Source organism: Pseudoglutamicibacter albus, assembly GCF_022346425.1.
GTDB lineage: Bacteria > Actinomycetota > Actinomycetes > Actinomycetales > Micrococcaceae > Pseudoglutamicibacter > Pseudoglutamicibacter albus.
Map to the genome: position 1 here is coordinate 1 of NZ_JAKRCW010000017.1, position 19,693 is coordinate 19,693.

Annotated in this window: 29 protein-coding genes; all 29 read right to left on the reverse strand. The window is 58.9% G+C overall.

Going from position 1 to position 19,693, the window contains the following annotated elements:
- Nucleotides 1-344: 344 nt before the first annotated feature.
- The 29 genes from rpsI to rpsS all read right to left on the reverse strand — a co-directional run bounded on the left by rpsI (nt 345) and on the right by rpsS (nt 19,687).
- On the reverse strand, nt 345-836 hold the full coding sequence (gene rpsI / locus MHJ63_RS09180) for a 30S ribosomal protein S9 (protein WP_035758105.1): 492 nt from the start codon (nt 834-836) through the stop codon (nt 345-347).
- Between the two features lie 42 nt (nt 837-878).
- Nucleotides 879-1,322, reverse strand: a complete 444-nt coding sequence (gene rplM, locus MHJ63_RS09185) for a 50S ribosomal protein L13 (RefSeq protein WP_035758103.1) — start codon at nt 1,320-1,322, stop codon at nt 879-881.
- 320 nt (nt 1,323-1,642) lie between these two features.
- Nucleotides 1,643-2,488, reverse strand: coding sequence for a tRNA pseudouridine(38-40) synthase TruA (gene truA / locus MHJ63_RS09190; RefSeq protein WP_232219335.1), 846 nt, complete (start codon nt 2,486-2,488; stop codon nt 1,643-1,645).
- A gap of 104 nt (nt 2,489-2,592) precedes the next feature.
- On the reverse strand, nt 2,593-3,936 hold the full coding sequence (locus MHJ63_RS09195; RefSeq protein WP_239447243.1) for a hypothetical protein: 1,344 nt from the start codon (nt 3,934-3,936) through the stop codon (nt 2,593-2,595).
- A 7-nt stretch (nt 3,937-3,943) separates the two neighbouring features.
- Nucleotides 3,944-5,935 carry a hypothetical protein gene (locus MHJ63_RS09200; protein WP_239447244.1) on the reverse strand — a complete coding sequence of 664 codons (1,992 nt, stop codon included), beginning with the start codon at nt 5,933-5,935 and terminating at the stop codon, nt 3,944-3,946.
- 214 nt (nt 5,936-6,149) lie between these two features.
- Nucleotides 6,150-6,722 carry a 50S ribosomal protein L17 gene (gene rplQ / locus MHJ63_RS09205; RefSeq protein ID WP_070490805.1) on the reverse strand — a complete coding sequence of 191 codons (573 nt, stop codon included), beginning with the start codon at nt 6,720-6,722 and terminating at the stop codon, nt 6,150-6,152.
- 75 nt (nt 6,723-6,797) lie between these two features.
- The gene (locus tag MHJ63_RS09210) at nt 6,798-7,787 is read right to left on the reverse strand and encodes a DNA-directed RNA polymerase subunit alpha (RefSeq protein ID WP_035758089.1); all 990 of its coding nucleotides are present in this window, start codon (nt 7,785-7,787) and stop codon (nt 6,798-6,800) included.
- A 167-nt stretch (nt 7,788-7,954) separates the two neighbouring features.
- A complete protein-coding gene (gene rpsK, locus MHJ63_RS09215; RefSeq protein WP_035758087.1) occupies nt 7,955-8,362 on the reverse strand; it encodes a 30S ribosomal protein S11 in 408 nt (135 codons plus the stop codon).
- A gap of 52 nt (nt 8,363-8,414) precedes the next feature.
- Nucleotides 8,415-8,789, reverse strand: coding sequence for a 30S ribosomal protein S13 (gene rpsM / locus MHJ63_RS09220; RefSeq protein WP_035758086.1), 375 nt, complete (start codon nt 8,787-8,789; stop codon nt 8,415-8,417).
- A gap of 162 nt (nt 8,790-8,951) precedes the next feature.
- Complete coding sequence (gene rpmJ, locus MHJ63_RS09225; RefSeq protein ID WP_083285170.1) at nt 8,952-9,065, reverse strand: 50S ribosomal protein L36; 114 nt, start codon at nt 9,063-9,065, stop codon at nt 8,952-8,954.
- A 135-nt stretch (nt 9,066-9,200) separates the two neighbouring features.
- On the reverse strand, nt 9,201-9,422 hold the full coding sequence (gene infA / locus MHJ63_RS09230) for a translation initiation factor IF-1 (protein WP_035758084.1): 222 nt from the start codon (nt 9,420-9,422) through the stop codon (nt 9,201-9,203).
- 192 nt (nt 9,423-9,614) lie between these two features.
- Complete coding sequence (gene map, locus MHJ63_RS09235) at nt 9,615-10,433, reverse strand: type I methionyl aminopeptidase (RefSeq protein WP_256173680.1); 819 nt, start codon at nt 10,431-10,433, stop codon at nt 9,615-9,617.
- 121 nt (nt 10,434-10,554) lie between these two features.
- A complete protein-coding gene (locus tag MHJ63_RS09240; protein ID WP_239447245.1) occupies nt 10,555-11,124 on the reverse strand; it encodes an adenylate kinase in 570 nt (189 codons plus the stop codon).
- Nucleotides 11,121-12,428, reverse strand: a complete 1,308-nt coding sequence (gene secY / locus MHJ63_RS09245) for a preprotein translocase subunit SecY (protein ID WP_035758078.1) — start codon at nt 12,426-12,428, stop codon at nt 11,121-11,123. The genes MHJ63_RS09240 and secY overlap by 4 nt, the downstream gene beginning before the upstream one ends.
- Nucleotides 12,429-12,713: 285 nt before the next feature.
- The gene (rplO, locus tag MHJ63_RS09250) at nt 12,714-13,172 is read right to left on the reverse strand and encodes a 50S ribosomal protein L15 (RefSeq protein WP_035758076.1); all 459 of its coding nucleotides are present in this window, start codon (nt 13,170-13,172) and stop codon (nt 12,714-12,716) included.
- A 2-nt stretch (nt 13,173-13,174) separates the two neighbouring features.
- Entirely contained in the window at nt 13,175-13,381 is a 207-nt protein-coding gene (gene rpmD, locus MHJ63_RS09255) for a 50S ribosomal protein L30 (protein ID WP_035758073.1), read from the reverse strand.
- On the reverse strand, nt 13,381-14,070 hold the full coding sequence (rpsE, locus tag MHJ63_RS09260) for a 30S ribosomal protein S5 (protein ID WP_070506364.1): 690 nt from the start codon (nt 14,068-14,070) through the stop codon (nt 13,381-13,383). Before rpsE ends, rpmD begins: the two co-directional genes overlap by 1 nt.
- An 8-nt stretch (nt 14,071-14,078) precedes the next feature.
- Complete coding sequence (gene rplR, locus MHJ63_RS09265; RefSeq protein ID WP_035758070.1) at nt 14,079-14,450, reverse strand: 50S ribosomal protein L18; 372 nt, start codon at nt 14,448-14,450, stop codon at nt 14,079-14,081.
- A 2-nt stretch (nt 14,451-14,452) separates the two neighbouring features.
- Nucleotides 14,453-14,989, reverse strand: a complete 537-nt coding sequence (rplF, locus tag MHJ63_RS09270; RefSeq protein WP_035758067.1) for a 50S ribosomal protein L6 — start codon at nt 14,987-14,989, stop codon at nt 14,453-14,455.
- A gap of 17 nt (nt 14,990-15,006) precedes the next feature.
- The gene (gene rpsH, locus MHJ63_RS09275) at nt 15,007-15,405 is read right to left on the reverse strand and encodes a 30S ribosomal protein S8 (protein WP_035758064.1); all 399 of its coding nucleotides are present in this window, start codon (nt 15,403-15,405) and stop codon (nt 15,007-15,009) included.
- A gap of 79 nt (nt 15,406-15,484) precedes the next feature.
- Complete coding sequence (gene rplE / locus MHJ63_RS09280; RefSeq protein ID WP_035758061.1) at nt 15,485-16,054, reverse strand: 50S ribosomal protein L5; 570 nt, start codon at nt 16,052-16,054, stop codon at nt 15,485-15,487.
- The gene (gene rplX, locus MHJ63_RS09285) at nt 16,054-16,398 is read right to left on the reverse strand and encodes a 50S ribosomal protein L24 (protein WP_035758058.1); all 345 of its coding nucleotides are present in this window, start codon (nt 16,396-16,398) and stop codon (nt 16,054-16,056) included. The genes rplE and rplX overlap by 1 nt, the downstream gene beginning before the upstream one ends.
- A gap of 3 nt (nt 16,399-16,401) precedes the next feature.
- A complete protein-coding gene (gene rplN / locus MHJ63_RS09290; RefSeq protein ID WP_035758055.1) occupies nt 16,402-16,770 on the reverse strand; it encodes a 50S ribosomal protein L14 in 369 nt (122 codons plus the stop codon).
- Nucleotides 16,771-17,207: 437 nt separating this feature from the next.
- Nucleotides 17,208-17,498: a 30S ribosomal protein S17 gene (rpsQ, locus tag MHJ63_RS09295; protein WP_035758053.1), complete on the reverse strand. Its 291-nt coding sequence runs from the start codon at nt 17,496-17,498 to the stop codon at nt 17,208-17,210.
- Entirely contained in the window at nt 17,498-17,791 is a 294-nt protein-coding gene (gene rpmC, locus MHJ63_RS09300) for a 50S ribosomal protein L29 (protein ID WP_035758050.1), read from the reverse strand. The genes rpsQ and rpmC overlap by 1 nt, the downstream gene beginning before the upstream one ends.
- Before the next feature lie 5 nt (nt 17,792-17,796).
- Nucleotides 17,797-18,213 (reverse strand): 50S ribosomal protein L16, encoded by a 417-nt coding sequence (gene rplP, locus MHJ63_RS09305; protein ID WP_035758047.1) that lies wholly within the window; start codon nt 18,211-18,213, stop codon nt 17,797-17,799.
- A complete protein-coding gene (gene rpsC, locus MHJ63_RS09310; RefSeq protein ID WP_035758044.1) occupies nt 18,213-18,995 on the reverse strand; it encodes a 30S ribosomal protein S3 in 783 nt (260 codons plus the stop codon). Before rpsC ends, rplP begins: the two co-directional genes overlap by 1 nt.
- The gene (gene rplV, locus MHJ63_RS09315) at nt 18,996-19,361 is read right to left on the reverse strand and encodes a 50S ribosomal protein L22 (RefSeq protein WP_035758042.1); all 366 of its coding nucleotides are present in this window, start codon (nt 19,359-19,361) and stop codon (nt 18,996-18,998) included. It abuts the gene before it with no gap.
- 44 nt (nt 19,362-19,405) lie between these two features.
- Entirely contained in the window at nt 19,406-19,687 is a 282-nt protein-coding gene (gene rpsS / locus MHJ63_RS09320; RefSeq protein WP_035758039.1) for a 30S ribosomal protein S19, read from the reverse strand.
- Nucleotides 19,688-19,693 lie beyond the last annotated feature (6 nt).

The window sequence follows — 19,693 nt, forward strand, 5'->3', positions numbered from 1 at the left end:
CGACCAGCCCTCTACGACAACGCTATCGACACCACCTACACACACTCAATCGGCATCCAAAAAGGCCACACCTAACCCCCGCAACACACCCAAACCAGACACACATTTTGACCCTTAACCCTTAGAAAAGGGCTACTTTGCGTGTTTCGTAAGGGCCATCACAGGCATCCCGCGTCACGATGGGCGCGCGGGCTGAGCCGGCTGGGCGCTCAGGCAGGGTTGCCAAACATGCGCGCGGACAGGGCCAGCTGGTTGCCGTGCGGGGTTAAACGAGCGGGTGGCCCGCCCCAAAGGGACGAGCCACCCGCGCATACACACTCCAGCGGGAGGTGTGTGAGCGAAAATTAACGCTTCGAGTACTGTGGCGCCTTGCGTGCCTTCTTCAGACCAGCCTTCTTCGACTCGATGACGCGTGCGTCACGGGTTAGGAAGCCAGCCTTCTTGAGTGCTGGGCGGTTGTTCTCGCGGTCAATCTCATTGAGCGCACGAGCGATACCGAGACGCAGGGCACCGGCCTGGCCGGATGGGCCACCGCCGTGGATGCGAGCGATCACATCGTATGCGCCTTCGAGTTCTAGAACGGTGAACGGATCGTTCACTTCCTGCTGATGCAGCTTGTTCGGGAAGTACTCGGCGAGTTCACGGCCGTTGAGGGTCCACTTGCCGGAGCCAGGGACAACGCGAACGCGTGCGATCGCGCGCTTGCGGCGGCCAACAGCGGAACCAGCAACGGTCAGGTTGCGTGGGGTTGCTTCGGTTGCTTCTGCAACCGGCGCGGATTCAGTCGTGTAGGTCGAGGGAACCTGGCCCTCGGTGAGCTCTTCGTTCTGAGCCACTTTAGTCTCCTTAGAAGATGTCCGTTATCGGGTGGCCCAGTGTTACTGGGAGACCTGCGTGATTTCGAAGGTCTTAGGCTGCTGAGCGGCGTGTGGGTGCTCTGCACCGCGGTACACCTTCAGCTTGGTCAGCTGCTGCTTACCCAGGCGGGTGTGAGGCAACATGCCCTTGACAGCCTTCTCCACTGCGAGCGTCGGGTTCTTCTCCAGAAGCTCAGCGTAGTTGGTGGAGCGCAGACCGCCCGGGAAACCGGTGTGGCGGTATGCGCGCTTCTGTTCGAGCTTGGCGCCGGTGAGGGCAACCTTCTCAGCGTTGATGATGATGACGTAGTCGCCCTGGTCATTGTGTGGGGCGAAAGTCGGCTTGTGCTTACCGCGCAGCAGGGTTGCGGCCTGGCTTGCGAGGCGGCCCAAAACAACGTCCTCAGCGTCGATGATGTACCAATCGCGCTCGACGTTTTCGGCCTTAGGAGAGTACGTACGCACTGTTCTTTTTGCCTTCGGTTGAATACTGGTCAGACGGTCTCGAGCTGGTTGTCGTGAGGTAACCAGGGTTCGCACCGCCGTGCGGATGATGCGCCGGCGCACACGCGCTACGGGTGAGGGCCGTAGCCGGTTCGCTTACTCTCTTGCGCTGTTCACAGACCAGAGGTCCTGCAACTGGACCGTCACGTAAACAGGTGGTGTCAAGAGCGCACTGCGCAACAGCTATCTAGTCTAGCTTAAACTCCTCGCCGATGACCAACCTATGGTGACCAGCATCTCCTAGCTCGGCTGTCCTGGGCCAACTCCCCCACACCGAGCCCCTATTCCTGATCCCTGCGGGCGCGGGTCGCATCTGCGCGGGCCGCCGCCGCATCGTCGTCAGGGTAATCAACATCTATCAAGACCAACGCGTGCCCGGCGGCCATCTTGGTGTTCGCATCGCGCACCCGCTCCCCTAACCGTTGCGCAGGCCAGTCCACGGGGCGCGTACCTTCGCCTACGCTGATGAGCGCACCGACGATCGTGCGGACCATGTGGTGGCAGAACGCGTCCGCGCTCAGCCGAGCCTCAACGAAGCCATCCGGCGAGCGTGTCACGCTGATCTCTTGGAGGTCACGGATCGTAGAGGAATGCTCGCGCGGCTTACAGAACGACAAGAAATCGTTGAGCCCCAAGAGCCCCTGAGCGGCTTCGTGCATCGCCGCTGGGTCGAGTTCGCGTGGATGGAACAGCACGTCGTTGCGGCGGAGCGGATTCCAACGATGCGGCCCGTCAGCGATCAGGTACCGGTAATGCCGGCGCAGAGCGGAGAACCGCGCGTCAAATCCAGGCGGTACCATGCGGGCTGAGTCGATGATGACGGCTCGGTCCGTGGCGCGGGCGAGCACCGCGTTGAGGCGCCGCACCAGGGTTTCCTCGATGCGCGCCGATCCGTCCCGTACGGTCAGTTTGGCGGTCGCTTCCGGGGAGAGGTCGCAGTGGATCATCTGCCCGAGCGCGTGTACCCCGGCATCCGTGCGCCCCGCAACCACCGTGCGCACTTCGGTTCGAGTGATCGTGAACAATGCATCTTCGACAGCTTGCTGCACACTCGGCTGATTCGGCTGCCGAGCCCACCCGCTGAAAGGCGTGCCGTCATACGAAAGCCGAATCGCGAACCTCTGCATATCCACGAGCCCCATCCTAGCCGCGGTGCCACTAACCGAACGTCAACGCATAGATGGAAGTACGCGGCACGGCCAAATAGGGCCGTCGGCTATCCTGCCCTCAGCTATTTCGCCTTAGTTGCGTTCTTCTTCCGGAAGACCAGCAAAAGCACAAGCCCTGCGAGGACGAGCGCCGCCAGCACACCCATCGTGATGAACCACGCCGAGGACGGGCCGCTATAGACGAAGTGCTGATGGGCTTCGCTCAGGTCATAGCCTTGATCCGGCACCTCATCCTTCACCCCGTGCATGAACGGAAGCTCAACCCTGAGCCTCGGCGTGGTTTCGATGGTGGTTTTCAGGTCACGTTCCGGGGCAAACCGTACCTGCGCCCTAGTTTCTGGCCACAGGCCACCCTTGCGGCTCTCACTCATTGTAAAAGATGTGAAGGTCTGCCGAACCTTCTCAGTGAGTTCCTCAGGGTCCTTCCCTTCCCACGTGAAAATGAAGACCTGTTGGTCACCTTTCTTCTGCAACGTCAGAGAGCCGTTCTCCGGTGTTAAAGCCTCTTCAAAGTTTTCGCTTCCTCCGCCCAGCTCGGACTCCGGAACCGTTACCGAAACTTCAAAGGAAACCTTTTCCCCTGAGCCCGGTTTCACAACCGCCGTTACGCTCGTTAGCTTCACTCCTCTCGCCTCACGAGCGCGGAACGCATTATCTCCATCCCTCTTGATGAGCTGAGTAAACGTTGCCCCTTCGGTGAAACCGAGACCCTTCATCCTTGAAGCGTCGATGTACTTCTCTCCGCCTATCCCAGGGCCGGGAGTCGATACGTACGGAGATAGCACCAGCTCTGGCCGACCTCCGCAGATGTGCGAGCAGTCCGTCTCAAGCGCGTACTCGTAGCCGCGTGCAAACGATCCAGGCGGCTCTGCCAACTCTGTGATACTGACCTTAAGGTTCTTGTCCCCCAGCAAAGCACGTAACGCGGTTTGGAGCTCCGCATCGTCCTTGGCATCCATCACCACAGCGGCTTCTTCGCGCCCCAAGCCGATTGTGATGGTGGATTTCACCTTCCGAGCGTCTTCCGGCATCGTGGAGTCAATCCACCTCTCACGCGCCTTCTCCGCGTCTTCGCCTTCCCCATCTAGTCGATAGACGACCGCGAGCCGGTATCCATCAGATCGCTTCTTGATCAGCGGGACGATCTGTCTGAAACCATGTTCTTTGATCTTGGGCTTGCGCAAGGGGCTGTTACTAGGCGTATTCGATGCCTTCTCGGCAGCCACAACTATGCTGCGGGTTCCCTTGCCGTACGCACCCACGTCTTGATCGGTCTCGATATCCACCGCGCATGCCGTCAACACCAGCGAACACAAGGCCAACAAGACAACGAACAGCACCGGCCAGCGGCGTTGACACCGCTCGGCATCAGGTCGCTGAGCAAGGGGCCGGCGTAATGCGTTCATGCAAGACTCATTTCTCCGGTAGAGGCGGAGGCGCTGGCGGCCCAGCGTCTTCAGTTGAAGGCACTGGAGGTGCGGGCGGCACGGTCGGCGCGGGCGGCGCGGGACTATCACCTGGAGGTGCGGGAGGCGCGGGAGGTGCGGTGCTATCAGCTGGTGGAGCCGGAGGTCCGGCATCACCCGCCGGTGGTGCCGGCGGATTGTATTGCGCACGCACGGTGTTGTAGACATTCACCTGGGAACTATGTCCGTCTCTGTTGCCTTCCCCGGCGCTCTTCAACTTAGCTGCGATCTTCTTGCGGAAAACCACCAGCAGCACAATCGCTGCGATGACGATGAACAACAGCACGCCCATCGTGATAATCCAGGCCAATGCCGGGCCACTATAGGCGAACTCGGCATGGCCGTTGTGCAGCCCGAAGCCGTCCTCTGGTACGCCCCCCTTCACCCCGTGCATCAACGGAAGCTCAACCTTGAGCGTCGGGATGGAACTGATCGTGGTGTTCAGGTCTCGCTCAGGGGCAAAATCAACCTGAACTGTCGACTCAGGCCACAACCCACCCCCACGGTTCTCCTGCATCGAGAAGGATTTGAACGTCACCTGGACTTTTCGTTCAAGCTCCTCAGGGTTCTTCCCCTCCCATGTGAAAGTGAAGACTCGTTGGTCATCCTTCTTCTCCGAGGTCAGAGAACCGTTGCTCGGGGTAAAAGCCTTCTCTAACTTTTCAACCTCTGTGCCCAGTTCAGATTCTGGAACCGCTACCGCAACTTCGAAGGAAACTTTGTCCCCTACCCCAGGCTTCAACAGTGCGGTGATGCTCGTCATTTTCATGGGCTTCACGTCAAGAGCATGGAACCTGTTGTCACTTGACACCTCGCTGATCGCGGTAAATATTGCTCCGTCGGTGAAACCTAGTTCATCAAGCGTCGATTGGTTGGGATATTTATAACCGTCTGTGCCTACACCCGGGGTCGAGACGTATGGTCTAAGCGGTATCGAACTCCCGCCCTCACATATCTGGGAGCAGTCCGCCTCTAGCGTGTATTCGTAGACGCGGGTAAACAACCCCTCCGGCTCGTCCAGATCGGTGATGCTAACCTCCAGGTTTTTATCCCCGAGCAAAGCACCCAAAGCGTCTTTGAGCTCGGTCTCGTCCTTGACGTCCATCACCACAGCGATATGCTCACGATCAGTTCCCACAGAACCGGGTAGCTCAACCTTTTGGGCACCGTCCGGCATTACGGAGTCGATCCACTTCTCACGCGCTTTCTCTGCCTCTCTACTTCCAGATTCTACTCTGTACACGACCGCGAAGCGGTAGCCATCAGTACGCTTCTCAATCAGCGGGGTAACTGCTATGAAACCGTGATCGGTAACCTTAGACTCTTGGAACGGAGTCCTCGGAGCCTTAGTGGACTCATTTCCAACCGACAATGTCCCGCCGCGGTCCTTGGGCGATACAGCATCGGCCTTCTTCTTGCTCACAATCTTGTTATCGAGTAGCGCCTTGCGCACCCATTGCAATAGCTGCCCGCTTGAGACATTCTCCTCCAGCGTGAGTCCGTGACGTAGCTGCGCGTTGATGGACTCAAAGTCAACTCGTACAGACGGGCTCAGGCCACCAGCATCCAACGCGTTATTGAGAACTTTCTTATAGTCCTCAATATCCTTGAATGACATCGTGACGCTGACCGTGAGTTTCCGGCCCTTCTTCTTGACACTGTCAACCTTGGTACCCTCAGGCGCAGCTTTCTTGAGTGTCTTCTCGATCTTCTTCACATCGACCTTGCCGGCTTCTTTCTTGCTCAGCTCAGCCACCACAGTCATGCTGCGGGTCCCCTTGCCGTTGGCGTCCATCTTCTGGGTGGTTGTGATATCCACCGAGCACGCCGTCAGAACCAGCGAGCACAATGCCAGCAGAACCAGGAACAGCGTTGGCCAACGACGTTGGCTTTCTTTCGAGTGCGCGTGCGAGGCAACGCTTGCTTTCAGTGCGTTCATGCGGGCTTCTTTTCTGTGTTCTTGAGGTGTCAAGGGGTCTTGAGGTGAAGACTGACCGAGAAGAGTGATGCTTGTCTCAAGCGTGATCTAGGCACCCAGGATATAGTGCCTCACGTTAAAAACATAAGTCCCCGCACCGTCTTACGATGCGGGAACTTATGTGTGGTCTAAGCGGCGCTTAGCTCAACGTGGAAAGGCTTAGGCCTGGAAGGACTTACTTGTCTTCCTTGGCCTCAGTCTCTTGTGCCTCATCAGCCGGAGCCTCGGCGGCTTCAGTCTCGGTGGCCTCAGCCGGGGTTGCGGCTTCGTCCATCTCAGCTACGTTGGCTGGCGCGTCTTCCTGGGTCTCCACCTCAGGTGCTGCCTGCTCGGTAGCCTTCTGGGCTTCCTTCACAACAGCCTGCTTAGGGGAAACCGGCTCCATGACGAGCTCGATAACAGCCATCGGCGCGTTATCGCCGGAGCGGTTACCGATCTTGGTGATACGGGTGTAACCACCGTTGCGCTCTGCCATAGCCGGAGCGATGTTGGTCAGCAGCTCGTACACAGCGTTCTTGTTCGTTGCCGAACGCGGAGCGATCGCAGACTGCACGCGGCGGCGAGCGTTGAGATCGCCAGCCTTAGCAGTCGTGATCAGCTTCTCCGCGAACGGACGCAGACGCTTGGCACGGGTCAGCGTGGTCTTCAGACGGCCGTGAGTGAAAAGCTCACCTGCCATGTTGGACAAAATGAGGCGCTGATGCGCCGGGCTACCGCCGAGGCGTGGGCCCTTAGTTGGGGTTGGCATAGTCGTAAATCTCCTTGAGTGAGGCCTGACCCGTTACCGCGGGTGAGACCATGCGAGACGCTTCAGAGAGCGAACTCAGAACTCTTCAGTTTCGTAGTCGTCATCCGCCAGAGGAGCTTCGTATCCTGCTGGTGAATCCTTGAGTGCAAGGCCCAGCTCGTCGAGCTTGGACTTGACCTCGTCAATCGACTTTGCGCCGAAGTTACGGATGTCCATGAGATCCGCCTCAGAGCGGGCTACCAACTCACCAACGGTGTGGATACCCTCGCGCTTCAGGCAGTTGTAGGAACGCACCGTAAGCTCAAGATCTTCGATCGGCAGTGCCATGTCAGCGGCTGCCTGCTCATCCGTTGGGGATGGGCCGATCTCGACGCCTTCGGATTCCTTGTTGAGCTCGTGCGCCAAGCCGAACAGACCAACGAGGGTCACGCCGGCGGAGGCTACAGCGTCACGTGGAGACATCGACGGCTTGGTCTCGACATCGAGAATGAGCTTGTCAAAGTCAGTGCGCTGCTCAACACGGGTTGCGTCTACGCGGAACGTCACCTTGAGAACCGGCGAGTAGATCGAGTCAACCGGAATACGGCCGATTTCGGAATCTTCACGCTTGTTCTGAGCGGCGGACACGTAGCCGCGGCCGCGCTCAATGGTGAGCTCCATATCGAAGTTTCCGTTTTCGTTGAGCGTTGCGATCTCAAGCTCTGGGTTGTGGATCTCAACACCTGCAGGTGCAGAGATGTCACCAGCGGTGACAACGCCAGGGCCCTGCTTGCGCAGGTACGCAACAACTGGTTCGTCGTGCTCAGAGGAAACGGAGAGTTGCTTCACGTTGAGAACGATCTCGGTGACGTCCTCCTTGACACCCTCAACGGTCGTGAACTCGTGCAGAACACCCTCGATGCGCACGCTGGTTACAGCGGCACCTGGGATGGAGGAAAGCAGAGTACGGCGCAGAGAGTTACCGATCGTGTAGCCAAAACCTGGCTCAAGCGGCTCAAGGGTGAAGCGTGAACGGGTCTCAGACAGCTGATCTTCGGTCAGGGTCGGGCGCTGTGCAATTAGCACGGATGTTGTCCTTTCAGCGAGCGTCCGCTATATGACGCTGCAGATGGCGACTGGGTGAATGAGGAACTGTTGCTCCCCACTCCGGGGGAAGAACATCGGATCTTCCGGGACAGGACACCACAACACATTTTGTACTGCATTGCGTTGTCCAGCGCGCAACCCGCGTACTAGACGCGACGACGCTTCGGCGGGCGGCAGCCGTTGTGTGCAACCGGGGTGACATCCTGAATGGAGCCAACCTCGAGGCCTGCTGCCTGAAGCGAACGGATTGCGGTTTCGCGACCCGAACCCGGGCCCTTCACAAAAACATCGACCTTGCGCATGCCGTGGTTCTGCGCTTCCTTAGCGGCCTTCTCGGCAGCCATCTGCGCAGCGTACGGGGTCGACTTGCGCGAGCCCTTGAAACCCATCTGGCCCGAAGAGGCCCAGGAGATCACAGCACCGGTCTGGTCGGTGATCGAAACGATGGTGTTGTTAAACGTGGACTTGATGTGCGCATGACCCTGCGCAACATTCTTCTTGACTACGCGACGCGGCTTACGTGCCGCGCTCGTGGCCTGACCCTTTGGGGGCATTTTTACTCCTACCTGAAAGTCTTCTCTAAATTGGGCGAGCTAACCGCGTGGATTAGCGGGCCTTCTTCTTACCGGCAACGGTCTGCTTAGGACCCTTGCGCGAGCGAGCGTTGGTCTTGGTGCGCTGACCGTGGACCGGCAGGCCCTGACGGTGACGCACACCCTGGTAGGAGCCGATTTCAACCTTGCGGCGAATATCGGCTGCAACCTCACGGCGAAGGTCACCTTCAACCGTGTAGGAGCCCTCGATGTGGTCGCGCAGCTTCACGAGCTGATCGTCGCTGAGATCCTTGATGCGCGTGTTCGGGTCGATGCCCGTTGCTTCGAGGGTCTCGGCGGCACGGGTCTTGCCCACGCCATAGATGTAGGTGAGTGCGATGATTGCGCGCTTATCGCGCGGAATATCAACACCGGCGAGACGAGCCATAGTGGTCTCTTCCTTACTGTGTTCAGGAGGTGTTCGGCAATACCCTCCGCACCTTCAGGTGCGGCCCCGGCCTCCTGGTAGCCCGAGGGTAGACGGTAGCGGTACTACCCGGTACTGCTTATTTTCAATGTGTGGCGTGGTGCCGTGCGTCGACTGTTTCGCTTAGCCCTGGCGCTGCTTGTGGCGAGGGTTGGAGCAAATAACCATAACGACGCCGTGACGACGAATAACGCGGCAGTCGTCGCAAATCGGCTTCACGCTCGGATGGACCTTCACGTCGGTTGTGTCCTTACGTTTCTGATTGATCAGTTTTTAGTTGTTCAAACATCACGTCAGACTGCAAATTCCTCTTCAGACACAGACCAACGGCGGACCCTTCCGCAGGGTTCGCCGTGACTGGATCTTCGGAGATCACTTGTAGCGGTAGACAATCCGTCCACGGTTGAGGTCATACGGGGTCAGTTCAACGACCACGCGGTCCTCGGGAAGAATTCGGATGTAGTGCTGGCGCATCTTTCCAGAGATGGTCGCCAAAACTACGTGATCATTTTGCAAACGAACACGGAACATCGCGTTTGGCAGGGCCTCCGTAACGGTGCCCTCCAGCTCGATGACTCCTTCTTTCTTACCCATATCCTCCGCTAACGTCCGAACCCGCCAACACCACGAGCGTGATGCCAACGGATAGCGATGATTGACCAGCTACTTTGCACGTTAAATGCGTGGCAAAGCAACCAGCTATCCATCCTAGCCCACTAGCACATATTCAAGCAACCGCGTGTGAGGCGGATCGCCCTCGCGTGCCGGCCACTACTGGCGCGTGTGCTAGGCCTGAACCGGCGCCGGGGTGACGCCGTAGCGAGCTAGGTCAGCGGCGCCGCCGTCTTCTGCGGTCGATACCCAGATTCCGCCACGGTGGATCAGTACCGTGTGTTCCCACTGCGAGGCCCGGCCACCATCGGTAGTGACCACGGTCCAGTCATCGGCCAACGTCTTGGTATCCAAGCTTCCAGTGACCAGCATCGGCTCGATTGCTAGCGCCATGCCCGGCTTGATGCGCGGGCCGCGGTAGTCCGCGGCGTAGTTGAGAACATCCGGGGCCATATGCATCTCGGAGCCGATCCCGTGGCCGCAGTAGTCCTCGAGGATCCCTAGATCATGCCCGCCCTGTTGGTGCACCGACGCCTCGATCGCCTGCCCGATCTGCCCCACGAAACGGGCCGATGCGGCCGCAGCGATGCCAGCCCACATCGCCTCATGCGTGATGTCAGACAAGCGTCGGTCCGCCTCCGATGGCTTACCGATCAGAACCGTGCGTGCAGAATCGGCATGCCAACCATCGACGATCGCGCCACCGTCGATCTTCAGAACATCGCCGTCCTCAAGGACCTTCTCCCCCGGGATCCCGTGAACAACCTCTTCATTGACGGAAGCGCAGATCGTGGCCGGAAAACCGTAATACCCCAAGAAGTTACTTTTCGCCCCGTGGCGGTCAAGCACTCCGCGGAACACCTGATCCAGCTCCAGCGTGGTCACTCCAGGCTTAGCTGCGGCGACCGTCTCATCGAGTGCCTCACGTAAAACCACACCCGCATCAGCCATCCGCTTCAGCTCCGCCGGCTTCTTGTATTCAATCGAGCGCACCCTAGCGCCCCTCCTCCATACTCCAGAAACGAAACAAACAAGCGGCGCCCGGCCCCGCAAACGAGGACCGGGCGCCGCCCAAACAATCTCTAAACCTTCAACGCTTCAGGCCTTCTGAAAATTAGGCCTTCAACGCGTTCACGATGCGTCCGGTGACCTCATCGAGCTCACCGAGGCCATCGACCTCACGGACCAGGCCGCGTTCACGGTAGGCCGCAACCACATCGGCGGTCTGCTCCTTGTAGACCGTCAAACGGTGGCGAATGACCTCTTCGGTGTCATCCTCACGGCCCTCGATCTCTGCACGCTTCAGAAGACGCTTAACCAGTTCGTCCTCATCTGCTGCCAGCAAGATGACTGCATCAAGCTCCTGGCCTTTGGCCTTCAAAACCTCATCGAGAAACTCAACCTGAGCAACCGTACGTGGGTAGCCATCCAGCAAGAAGCCGTCCTTGACGTCATCCTGGGCCAGACGGTCTTCAACCATCGAGTTCGTGACCGAGTCCGGAACGTAGTCCCCGCGATCCATGTACTTCTTCGCCTCAACACCCAGCGGGGTCATTTTTTTCACGTTGGCCCGGAAAATGTCGCCGGTCGAGATCGATACAACACCCAAACCCTCGGTGATACGTGCAGCCTGAGTACCCTTACCTGAGCCCGGAGGGCCAACAATCAACAAACGCTTTGTCATCGCAGAAGTCCTTCGTAGTGTCGTTGCTGCATCTGAGCGTTGATCTGCTTGACCGTCTCAAGACCAACACCAACCATAATCAGCAGCGAGGTACCACCGAATGGGAAGTTTTGGTTTGCCCCGACCGAAACCAACGCAACCACTGGGATGATCGCGATCAACGCCAAGTAGACGGCGCCAGCAAACGTAATACGGGACGAGACGTAGCTCAGATACTTAGCGGTCGGCTCGCCCGCGCGGATGCCCGGAATAAAGCCGCCGTACTTCTTCATGTCGTCTGCAACATCAACCGGGTTGAACGTGATGGAGACGTAGAAATAAGTGAAACCGAACACCAGCAGCAGGTACAGAACCATGTGCAGTGGCGCCGAGGTGGTAGCGAGGTTAGCGTTGATCCACTCAACCCAGCCAGGCATATTGCCCTGCGGGTCCTGGTTGAACTGGACCATCATCATCGGCAGCGTCAGCAGCGAGGACGCGAAGATCACCGGGATCACGCCGGCCATGTTGACCTTGATCGGGATGTACGTGGAGGTACCGCCCACCGTGCGGCGACCAATCATTCGCTTGGCGTACTGAACAGGTACGCGACGCTGCGACTGCTCAACGAAGACCACACAACCCAGAACCACGAGGCCAAGGATGATCACGACGATGAAGATGAACCAGCCCTTCTGCTGAAGGATGTTCATCATCGAACCTGGGAAGCCAGCGACGATCGAAACGAAGATCAGCAAGGACATACCGTTACCGACACCGCGTTCGGTTGCCAGCTCACCGAGCCACATGATGAAGACCGTACCGGCGGTGAGCGCGACGATCGCAAGCGAAATAGTCCACAGAGTGCTCTCCGGGAAGATCTCAACAGGGCAACCCGGGAACAGGTTGCCGGTGTTAGCGAGCGTGACCAATGTGGTGGCCTGCAAAAGGCCCAAACCGACCGTGAGGTAACGCGTGTACTGAGTCAGCTTCGCCTGGCCAGCTTGGCCCTCCTTATGGAGGGCTTCAAAGTGCGGGACAACCACGCGCAACAACTGCACAATAATGGAGGCAGTAATGTAGGGCATAATGCCCATCGCAAGGATCGAAACCTGCAGCAGCGCGCCACCGGAGAACAAGTTAACGAACTCGTAGAGACCACCCGTGGTCTCTGAGATCGCTAGACACTGGTTGACCGCGGAATAGTCCACACCTGGGGACGGAATGAAAACGCCGATGCGGTAAACGATGATAATGCCGATCGTAAACAGCAGTTTGCGCCGCAGATCTGGGGTTTTGAAAACCCTTGATATTGCGCTCAGCACGCGTGGACTCCTTGCATGTGGACTATCTAGCTGCGTTCTTAGGACACAACTGTCCAGAACACAGTAAAGCTCTTGGGATTCTACCGCTAAGTGTAAGCCGGGGCTAATCTATCACCTGATAATTTCCAGGGAAACTCTTTGCGCAAGCGCGAAACGCAGGCCCTCGGCACACGGGGCAGAAAACATAGGTGAGAAAGGGGGCCTCTCCCGACTTCTACGGAAGAGGCCCCCTTGACGAAGAGCGCTATGTGAGAGTCATCCGCTCACACAACACCCAACGAATCATTAGACGGTGGTAGCGGAACCGCCAGCTGCCTGGATCTTCTCAGAAGCCGATGCGGAGAAGGCGTTGACCTTCACATCGAGCTTCACGTTCAGTTCGCCGGTGCCAAGCACCTTGACTGGCTGGTTCTTGCGTACCGCGCCCTTAGCAACGAGTGCCTCAACGGTGACCTCGCCGCCCTCTGGGAACAGTTCCTCAAGGCGGGTCAGGTTCACAACCTGGTACTCGGTGCGGAATGGGTTCTTGAAGCCGCGGAGCTTCGGCAGGCGCATGTGCAGCGGAAGCTGACCGCCCTGGAAGCCTGCAGGTACCTGGCGACGAGCCTTGGTGCCCTTGGTACCGCGACCTGCGGTCTTACCCTTGGATGCTTCACCACGGCCAACGCGAGTCTTGGACTTGCGGGAACCTGGTGCCGGGGCAAGATCGTGGATCTTGATCGGGTTCTCAGTGTTCTCAGACATGGTTACTTGGCCTCCTCGACCTCAACCAGGTGCTTCACCTTGTTCACCATGCCAACGGTTACTGCGTCTGCGGTGCGCTCAACCGTGTGGCCGATGCGCTTGAGACCCAGCGAGCGGACCGTCTCACGCTGTGCCGGGGTGCGGCCAGCGACGGAACGAACAAGGGTGATGTTCAGCTTTGCATCAGACGGAGTCAGGTTCTTCATAATTAGGCACCTGCCTTCGCGTTCTGCATCTTGCGGATCATCGCGCTTGGAGCAACCTCATCGAGGGCCAAGCCGCGGCGAGCAGCGACAGCTGCTGGCTCTTCAAGCGACTTCAGCGCAGCGATGGTGCCGTGCACGATGTTGATCTGGTTCGTGGAGCCCATCGACTTGGACAGCACGTCGTGAATGCCAGCGCATTCGAGTACTGCACGAACCGGACCGCCAGCGATAACACCAGTACCCTCAGCGGCCGGGACAAGGAGAACGACGCCTGCAGCGGCTTCGCCCTTGACGCGGTGCGGGATGGTGGTGCCAACGCGTGGAACGCGGAAGAAGTTCTTCTTAGCTTCTTCCACACCCTTCTGGATGGCTGCTGGAACTTCCTTGGCCTTACCGTAGCCGACGCCAACCATGCCGTTGCCGTCACCTACTACGACAAGAGCGGTGAAGCTGAAGCGACGACCACCCTTGACAACCTTGGAAACACGGTTAATGGTTACGACGCGCTCGAGGAACTTGTCTTTGTCTTCGTCCTGGCCACGGCGGTTGTCACGGCCACGGCCGCGATCTTCGCCACGTCCACGGCCTTCACCGCGACCGCGGCCTTCGCCACGTCCGCGACGCTGACCGGCGTCTTTCTGCTCTTCGCCCTGGGTTTTGTTCTGCTCTTCCACAGGGGCTTCGTTCTTCATTTCTTCACTCACAGTGCCAGCCCACCTTCACGCGCGCCTTCGGCGACCGCGGCCACGCGGCCGTGATACTTGTTACCGCCGCGGTCGAAAACCACGGCTTCGATACCGGCTGCCTTCGCGCGTTCAGCGATGAGTTCGCCAACACGCTTAGCCTTTGCGGTCTTGTCACCCTCGAAAGCACGAATATCGGCTTCCATGGTGCGGGCGGACGCGAGCGTCACGCCGCGGCCATCGTCCACGATCTGCGCGACAATGTGGCGCGCGGAGCGGGATACGACGAGGCGCGGACGGACAGCGGTGCCCACGATGTGCTTGCGCACACGAGCGTGACGACGGCTGCGGGAGGCAGCCCGGGAGCTCTTCTTTGTAGCCAGAGCCATAGTCACTTACCTGCCTTTCCGACCTTGCGGCGGATGACTTCGCCCTCGTACTTGATGCCCTTACCCTTGTAAGGATCTTGCTTACGGAGCTTGTGGATTTTCGCGGCGGCTTCGCCGACGCGCTGCTTGTCGATACCCGAAACGGTCACCTTGTTGGTGCCTTCCACGGTGTAGGTCACGCCTTCGGCGGCCTTCACCATGATGGGGTGCGAGAAGCCGAGCTGGAACTCGAGATCCTGGCCCTTGGCCATAACGCGGTAACCGGTACCGGTGATTTCGAGTTTCTTGGAGTAGCCCTCGGTGACACCTACGATCATGTTGTTGATCAAGGTGCGGGTCAGGCCGTGCTGGCCGCGGGTTTCACGCTCGTCATCCGGACGTTCGACCTTGACGGTGTTCTCTTCCTGAGAAACAGTCAGCATCGATGGAACGGTGTGGGAGAGTTCGCCCTTTGGGCCCTTCACGGAAACCTCTTGGCCGTCGATCTTGACCTCGACGCCCGAGGGAATGGTGATCGGAAGACGTCCGATACGTGACATAGTGTCTTCCCCTTCCCTTACCAGACGTAAGCGACGACTTCGCCGCCAACGCCCTTGGACTCTGCCTGCCGGTCGGTGAGAAGACCGGAAGACGTGGACAGGATCGCGATGCCAAGACCACCCAATACCTTAGGCAGCTCAGTGGACTTCGCGTAGACGCGCAAGCCCGGCTTGGACACGCGGCGTACGCCTGCGATGGCGCGCTCACGGTTTGGGCCGAACTTCAGGTCAATCTTGAGGTTCTTACCAACGCGGGCTTCCTCTTCGGCGTAGTCGGCGATGTAGCCTTCAGCCTTGAGGATTTCCGCGATGCGGACCTTCAGCTTGGAGGACGGCATGGTGACGTCCTCATGGTGTGCAGAGTTCGCGTTGCGCAGACGCGTCAGCATGTCTGCGACCGGATCTGTCATGGTCATGTGGGCTTGTGCCCTTCCTCGTCGGGGTTTCCTCGCTGCCTGTTAGGGCTTGTTGCTAAGGACCTTCGACGTAGTTGGTTTAGTTTTCGTTCTTGAACGGGAAGCCCAGCGCCTTGAGCAGTGCGCGGCCTTCTTCGTCGGTCTTAGCGGTGGTCACGAGGGTGATGTCCATACCGCGGGTGCGGTCGATCTTGTCTGGATCGATTTCATGGAACATAACCTGCTCGGTCAGACCGAAGGTGTAGTTCCCGTTGCCGTCGAACTGTTTAGGGTTCAGACCACGGAAGTCACGGATACGTGGCAGTGCCAGCGTGACGAGGCGGTCAACGAACTCCCACATGCGGTCGTTGCGCAGGGTCGCGTAGGCGCCGATTGGCATGCCTTCGCGCAGCTTGAACTGTGCAATCGACTTACGAGCCTTGGATACAAGTGGCTTCTGGCCAGTGATCGCGGTCAGGTCGCGTACTGCGCCTTCGATGACCTTCGAGTCACGTGCGGCTTCGCCAACGCCCATGTTCACAACGACCTTCACAAGGCCTGGAACTTCCATGACGTTCTTGTAGTCGAACTGCTTCTGCAGTTCGTCGCGGATCTCGTCGCGGTACTTCGTCTTCAGACGCGGCTGGATCTTGGTAGTGGTCTCAGTCATCACAGATCCTTCCCGGAAGCCTTGGCGTAACGAACGCGGACGGTCTTTTCGCGGCCGTCCTTGGTTACGGTTTCGAGGCGGAAACCAACACGGGTTGGCTTCTTGGTTTCTGGGTCAACGATCGCGACGTTGGATACGTGGATCGGTGCCTCTACCTTCTCGATGCCGCCGGTCTTGGAACCGCGGTCAGTCTGGCCTACTCGGTTGTGCTTGGTGACGACGTTGACGCCTTCAACAATCACGCGCTGCTCAGACGGGATAACCTTCAGAACCTTGCCCTGCAGCCCCTTGTCCTTGCCGGACAGGACCTGTACCAGGTCGTCTTTCTTGATCTTTGCACCCATGAGTCAGAGCACCTCCGGCGCCAGCGAAACGATCTTCATGAAACGCTTATCGCGCAGCTCGCGGGCGACTGGCCCGAAGATACGCGTACCGCGTGGCTCGTTGTCGTTCTTGAGGATTACGGCTGCGTTTTCGTCGAACTTGATGTACGAACCGTCAACGCGGCGACGTTCCTTCTTGGTACGGACGACGACGGCTTTGACGACGTCGCCCTTCTTCACGTTTCCGCCAGGGATCGCGTCCTTGACGGTGGCGACGATGACGTCACCAATTCCTGCATAGCGACGGTTGGTTCCGCCGAGAACGCGGATGGCCAGGATTTCCTTGGCGCCCGTGTTGTCGGCGACCTTCAGTCGCGATTCCTGCTGAATCACTAGTCTCTCCTGTGTCTCGCTGGTTCTTCGTACTCGAAGCCTTGCGGAACGGAATGAATGGACTTCTCAGACCATCGCTTACCCCTGAACCCATGCGTCGGGCAGGTGTGCTGCTCCAGTGGAGGGGTTCAAGGCCGAGGCTTTCGGTCTGAGCCCGTGCTTGAGATACGCAAGCCGCCGATGGTGTGGCTGGCTGATCTTCAGTGTCAGCTGGTTGGAGGTGGATAGTCTCCATTCACGTGCCTTTCACGGATGTTTCAGACCATAGGTCTTGCTTCACCTGTTTTAGGGCGCGCGTAGCCAGCTGACGCACGGACGTTCCAGTCTAACAAAAAGAAGGCCGGAACCGTAATCGCGTTATCGCGATCACAGTTCCGACCTGTCCGGGTCAGCGTGCTACTGCCCCGTTAGCTATATAAGCTGCAGATGGTTCTGGCTTACTTCGCCTTTTCGACGATCTCAACCAGACGCCAGCACTTGTCCTTGGACAGTGGGCGGGTCTCAGCCACGATGACCAAGTCGCCAACACCAGCGGTGTTGTTCTCGTCGTGGGCCTTCACGCGCTTGGAACGGCGCATGACCTTGCCGTAGAGGGCGTGCTTGACACGGTCCTCAACGTTGACCACAACGGTCTTGTCCATCTTGTCGGACACCACGTAACCGCGCAGGGTTTTGCGGTAACCGCGGGCTTGTGCCTCTTCGGCCACAGCGTTCTCCTTTTCGCTCATCACTTAGCGTCCTCCGCCTTCTTGGATTTCTTCTTGGTCTTCTTCTTCTCGTCAGCCTGGGTTGCGACGACATCCTCGCGGATGCCGAGCTCGCGCTCACGAAGAATCGTGTAGATACGAGCGATGTCGCGCTTGACGGCCTTGAGACGACCATGCTGCTCGAGCTGACCGGTTGCAGCCTGGAAACGCAAGTTGAACAGTTCCTTCTTTGCGTTTGCAAGCTCCTCGTTCAGACGAGCGTTGTCCATGCCGTCGAGCTTATCGACTGCGAGATCCTTAGAACCGATAGCCATTGGGATCATTCACCACCCTCGCGGCGCACAATACGCGCCTTCAGCGGAAGCTTGTGGATTGCCAGGCGAAGAGCTTCGCGTGCGACCTCTTCGGAAACGCCAGCCAGTTCGAACATAACGCGGCCTGGCTTGACGTTTGCAACCCACCACTCCGGGGAACCCTTACCGGAACCCATGCGGGTTTCGGCAGGCTTCTTGGTCAATGGACGGTCTGGGAAGATGTTGATCCAGACCTTACCGCCACGCTTGATGTGGCGGGTCATCGCAATACGTGCAGCTTCGATCTGGCGGTTGGTGACATATGCGGGAGTCAGGGCCTGGATGCCCCACTCACCGAAAGTCACCTCGGTGCCACCAGAGGCCATGCCTTTACGGCCTGGGTGGTGCTGCTTGCGGTACTTGACGCGACGTGGAATCAGCATCAGGCGTTGCCTCCTTCAGCTGCTGCTGGAGCTGCTGCACCACGATCGTGACGACGGCGGCGCTCGCCACCGCGGCCACCACGGCGGTCGCCGCGACGGCCACCACGGCCTGGTGCTGCTGCCTGCTGTGCAGCCAGTTCCTTATCAGTGACGTCTCCCTTGTAGACCCAGACCTTCACGCCGATGCGGCCGAAGGTGGTCTTTGCTTCGAAGAAGCCGTAGTCGATGTTCGCGCGGAGGGTGTGCAGTGGTACGCGACCTTCGCGGTAGAACTCGCGGCGGCTCATTTCTGCGCCACCGAGGCGACCGGAGCACTGGACACGGATGCCCTTGGCGCCGGCGCGCATCGCGGACTGGATGGCTTTCTTCATTGCACGGCGGAACGCCACGCGGGAGGCAAGCTGCTCAGCGATTCCCTGAGCTACCAGCTGCGCATCGGTCTCTGGGTTCTTGACCTCGAGGATGTTCAGCTGAACCTGCTTGTTGGTGAGCTTCTCGAGCTCGCCGCGAAGACGGTCGGCTTCCGCGCCGCGGCGGCCGATCACGATGCCCGGGCGTGCAGTGTGGATGTCCACGCGTACACGGTCACGGGTGCGTTCGATCTCGACCTTGGAGATGCCGGCACGATCCATGCCGTCAGTCACCAGCGAACGGATTTTGACGTCTTCCTTGACGAAGTCAGCGTAGGACTGACCCGGCAGCTTCGAATCGGCGAACCAGCGCGACACGTGGTCGGTGGTGATTCCGAGTCGGAAGCCGTTTGGATTAATCTTCTGACCCATTTACTTCTCCCCACCCTTCTCAGGCGTGGCAACGACCACGGTGACGTGGCTGGTGCGCTTGTTGATGCGGAATGCACGGCCTTGGGCGCGTGGCTGGAACCGCTTCATGGTTGGGCCCTCGTCTACATAAGCTTCGCTAATGTAGAGCTCGTCCTCGTTGAACGGCAGGCCCTGCTGATCGGCCTTCTGGCGCGCGTTCGCGACAGCGGAGGCGACAACCTTGTACACAGGCTCCGAAGCGCCCTGCTGGGCGAACTTCAGGATGGCCAGTGCCTCGGTCGTCTGCTTGCCGCGGACAAGATTGACGACGCGCCGGGCCTTCATCGGCGTAACGCGCAGGTGGCGCGCAATTGCCTTGGCTTCCATTGCTTTCCTTTCCTAAGGAAGGAGCTGCAACCTCTGACCTATGGTCAGCGGCGCTTGCCCTTCTTGTCGTCCTTCACGTGGCCGCGGAAAGTACGCGTCATAGCGAACTCGCCGAGCTTGTGTCCGACCATCGACTCAGTGATGAACACTGGGATGTGCTTGCGTCCGTCGTGCACAGCGATCGTGTGGCCGAGCATGTCCGGCACGATCATGGAACGGCGGGACCACGTCTTGATGACGTTGCGGGTACCTGCTTCGTTCTGGTTCAGGACCTTCACAAGAAGGTGCTGATCAACGAAGGGGCCCTTCTTAAGGCTGCGTGGCATCTAAGA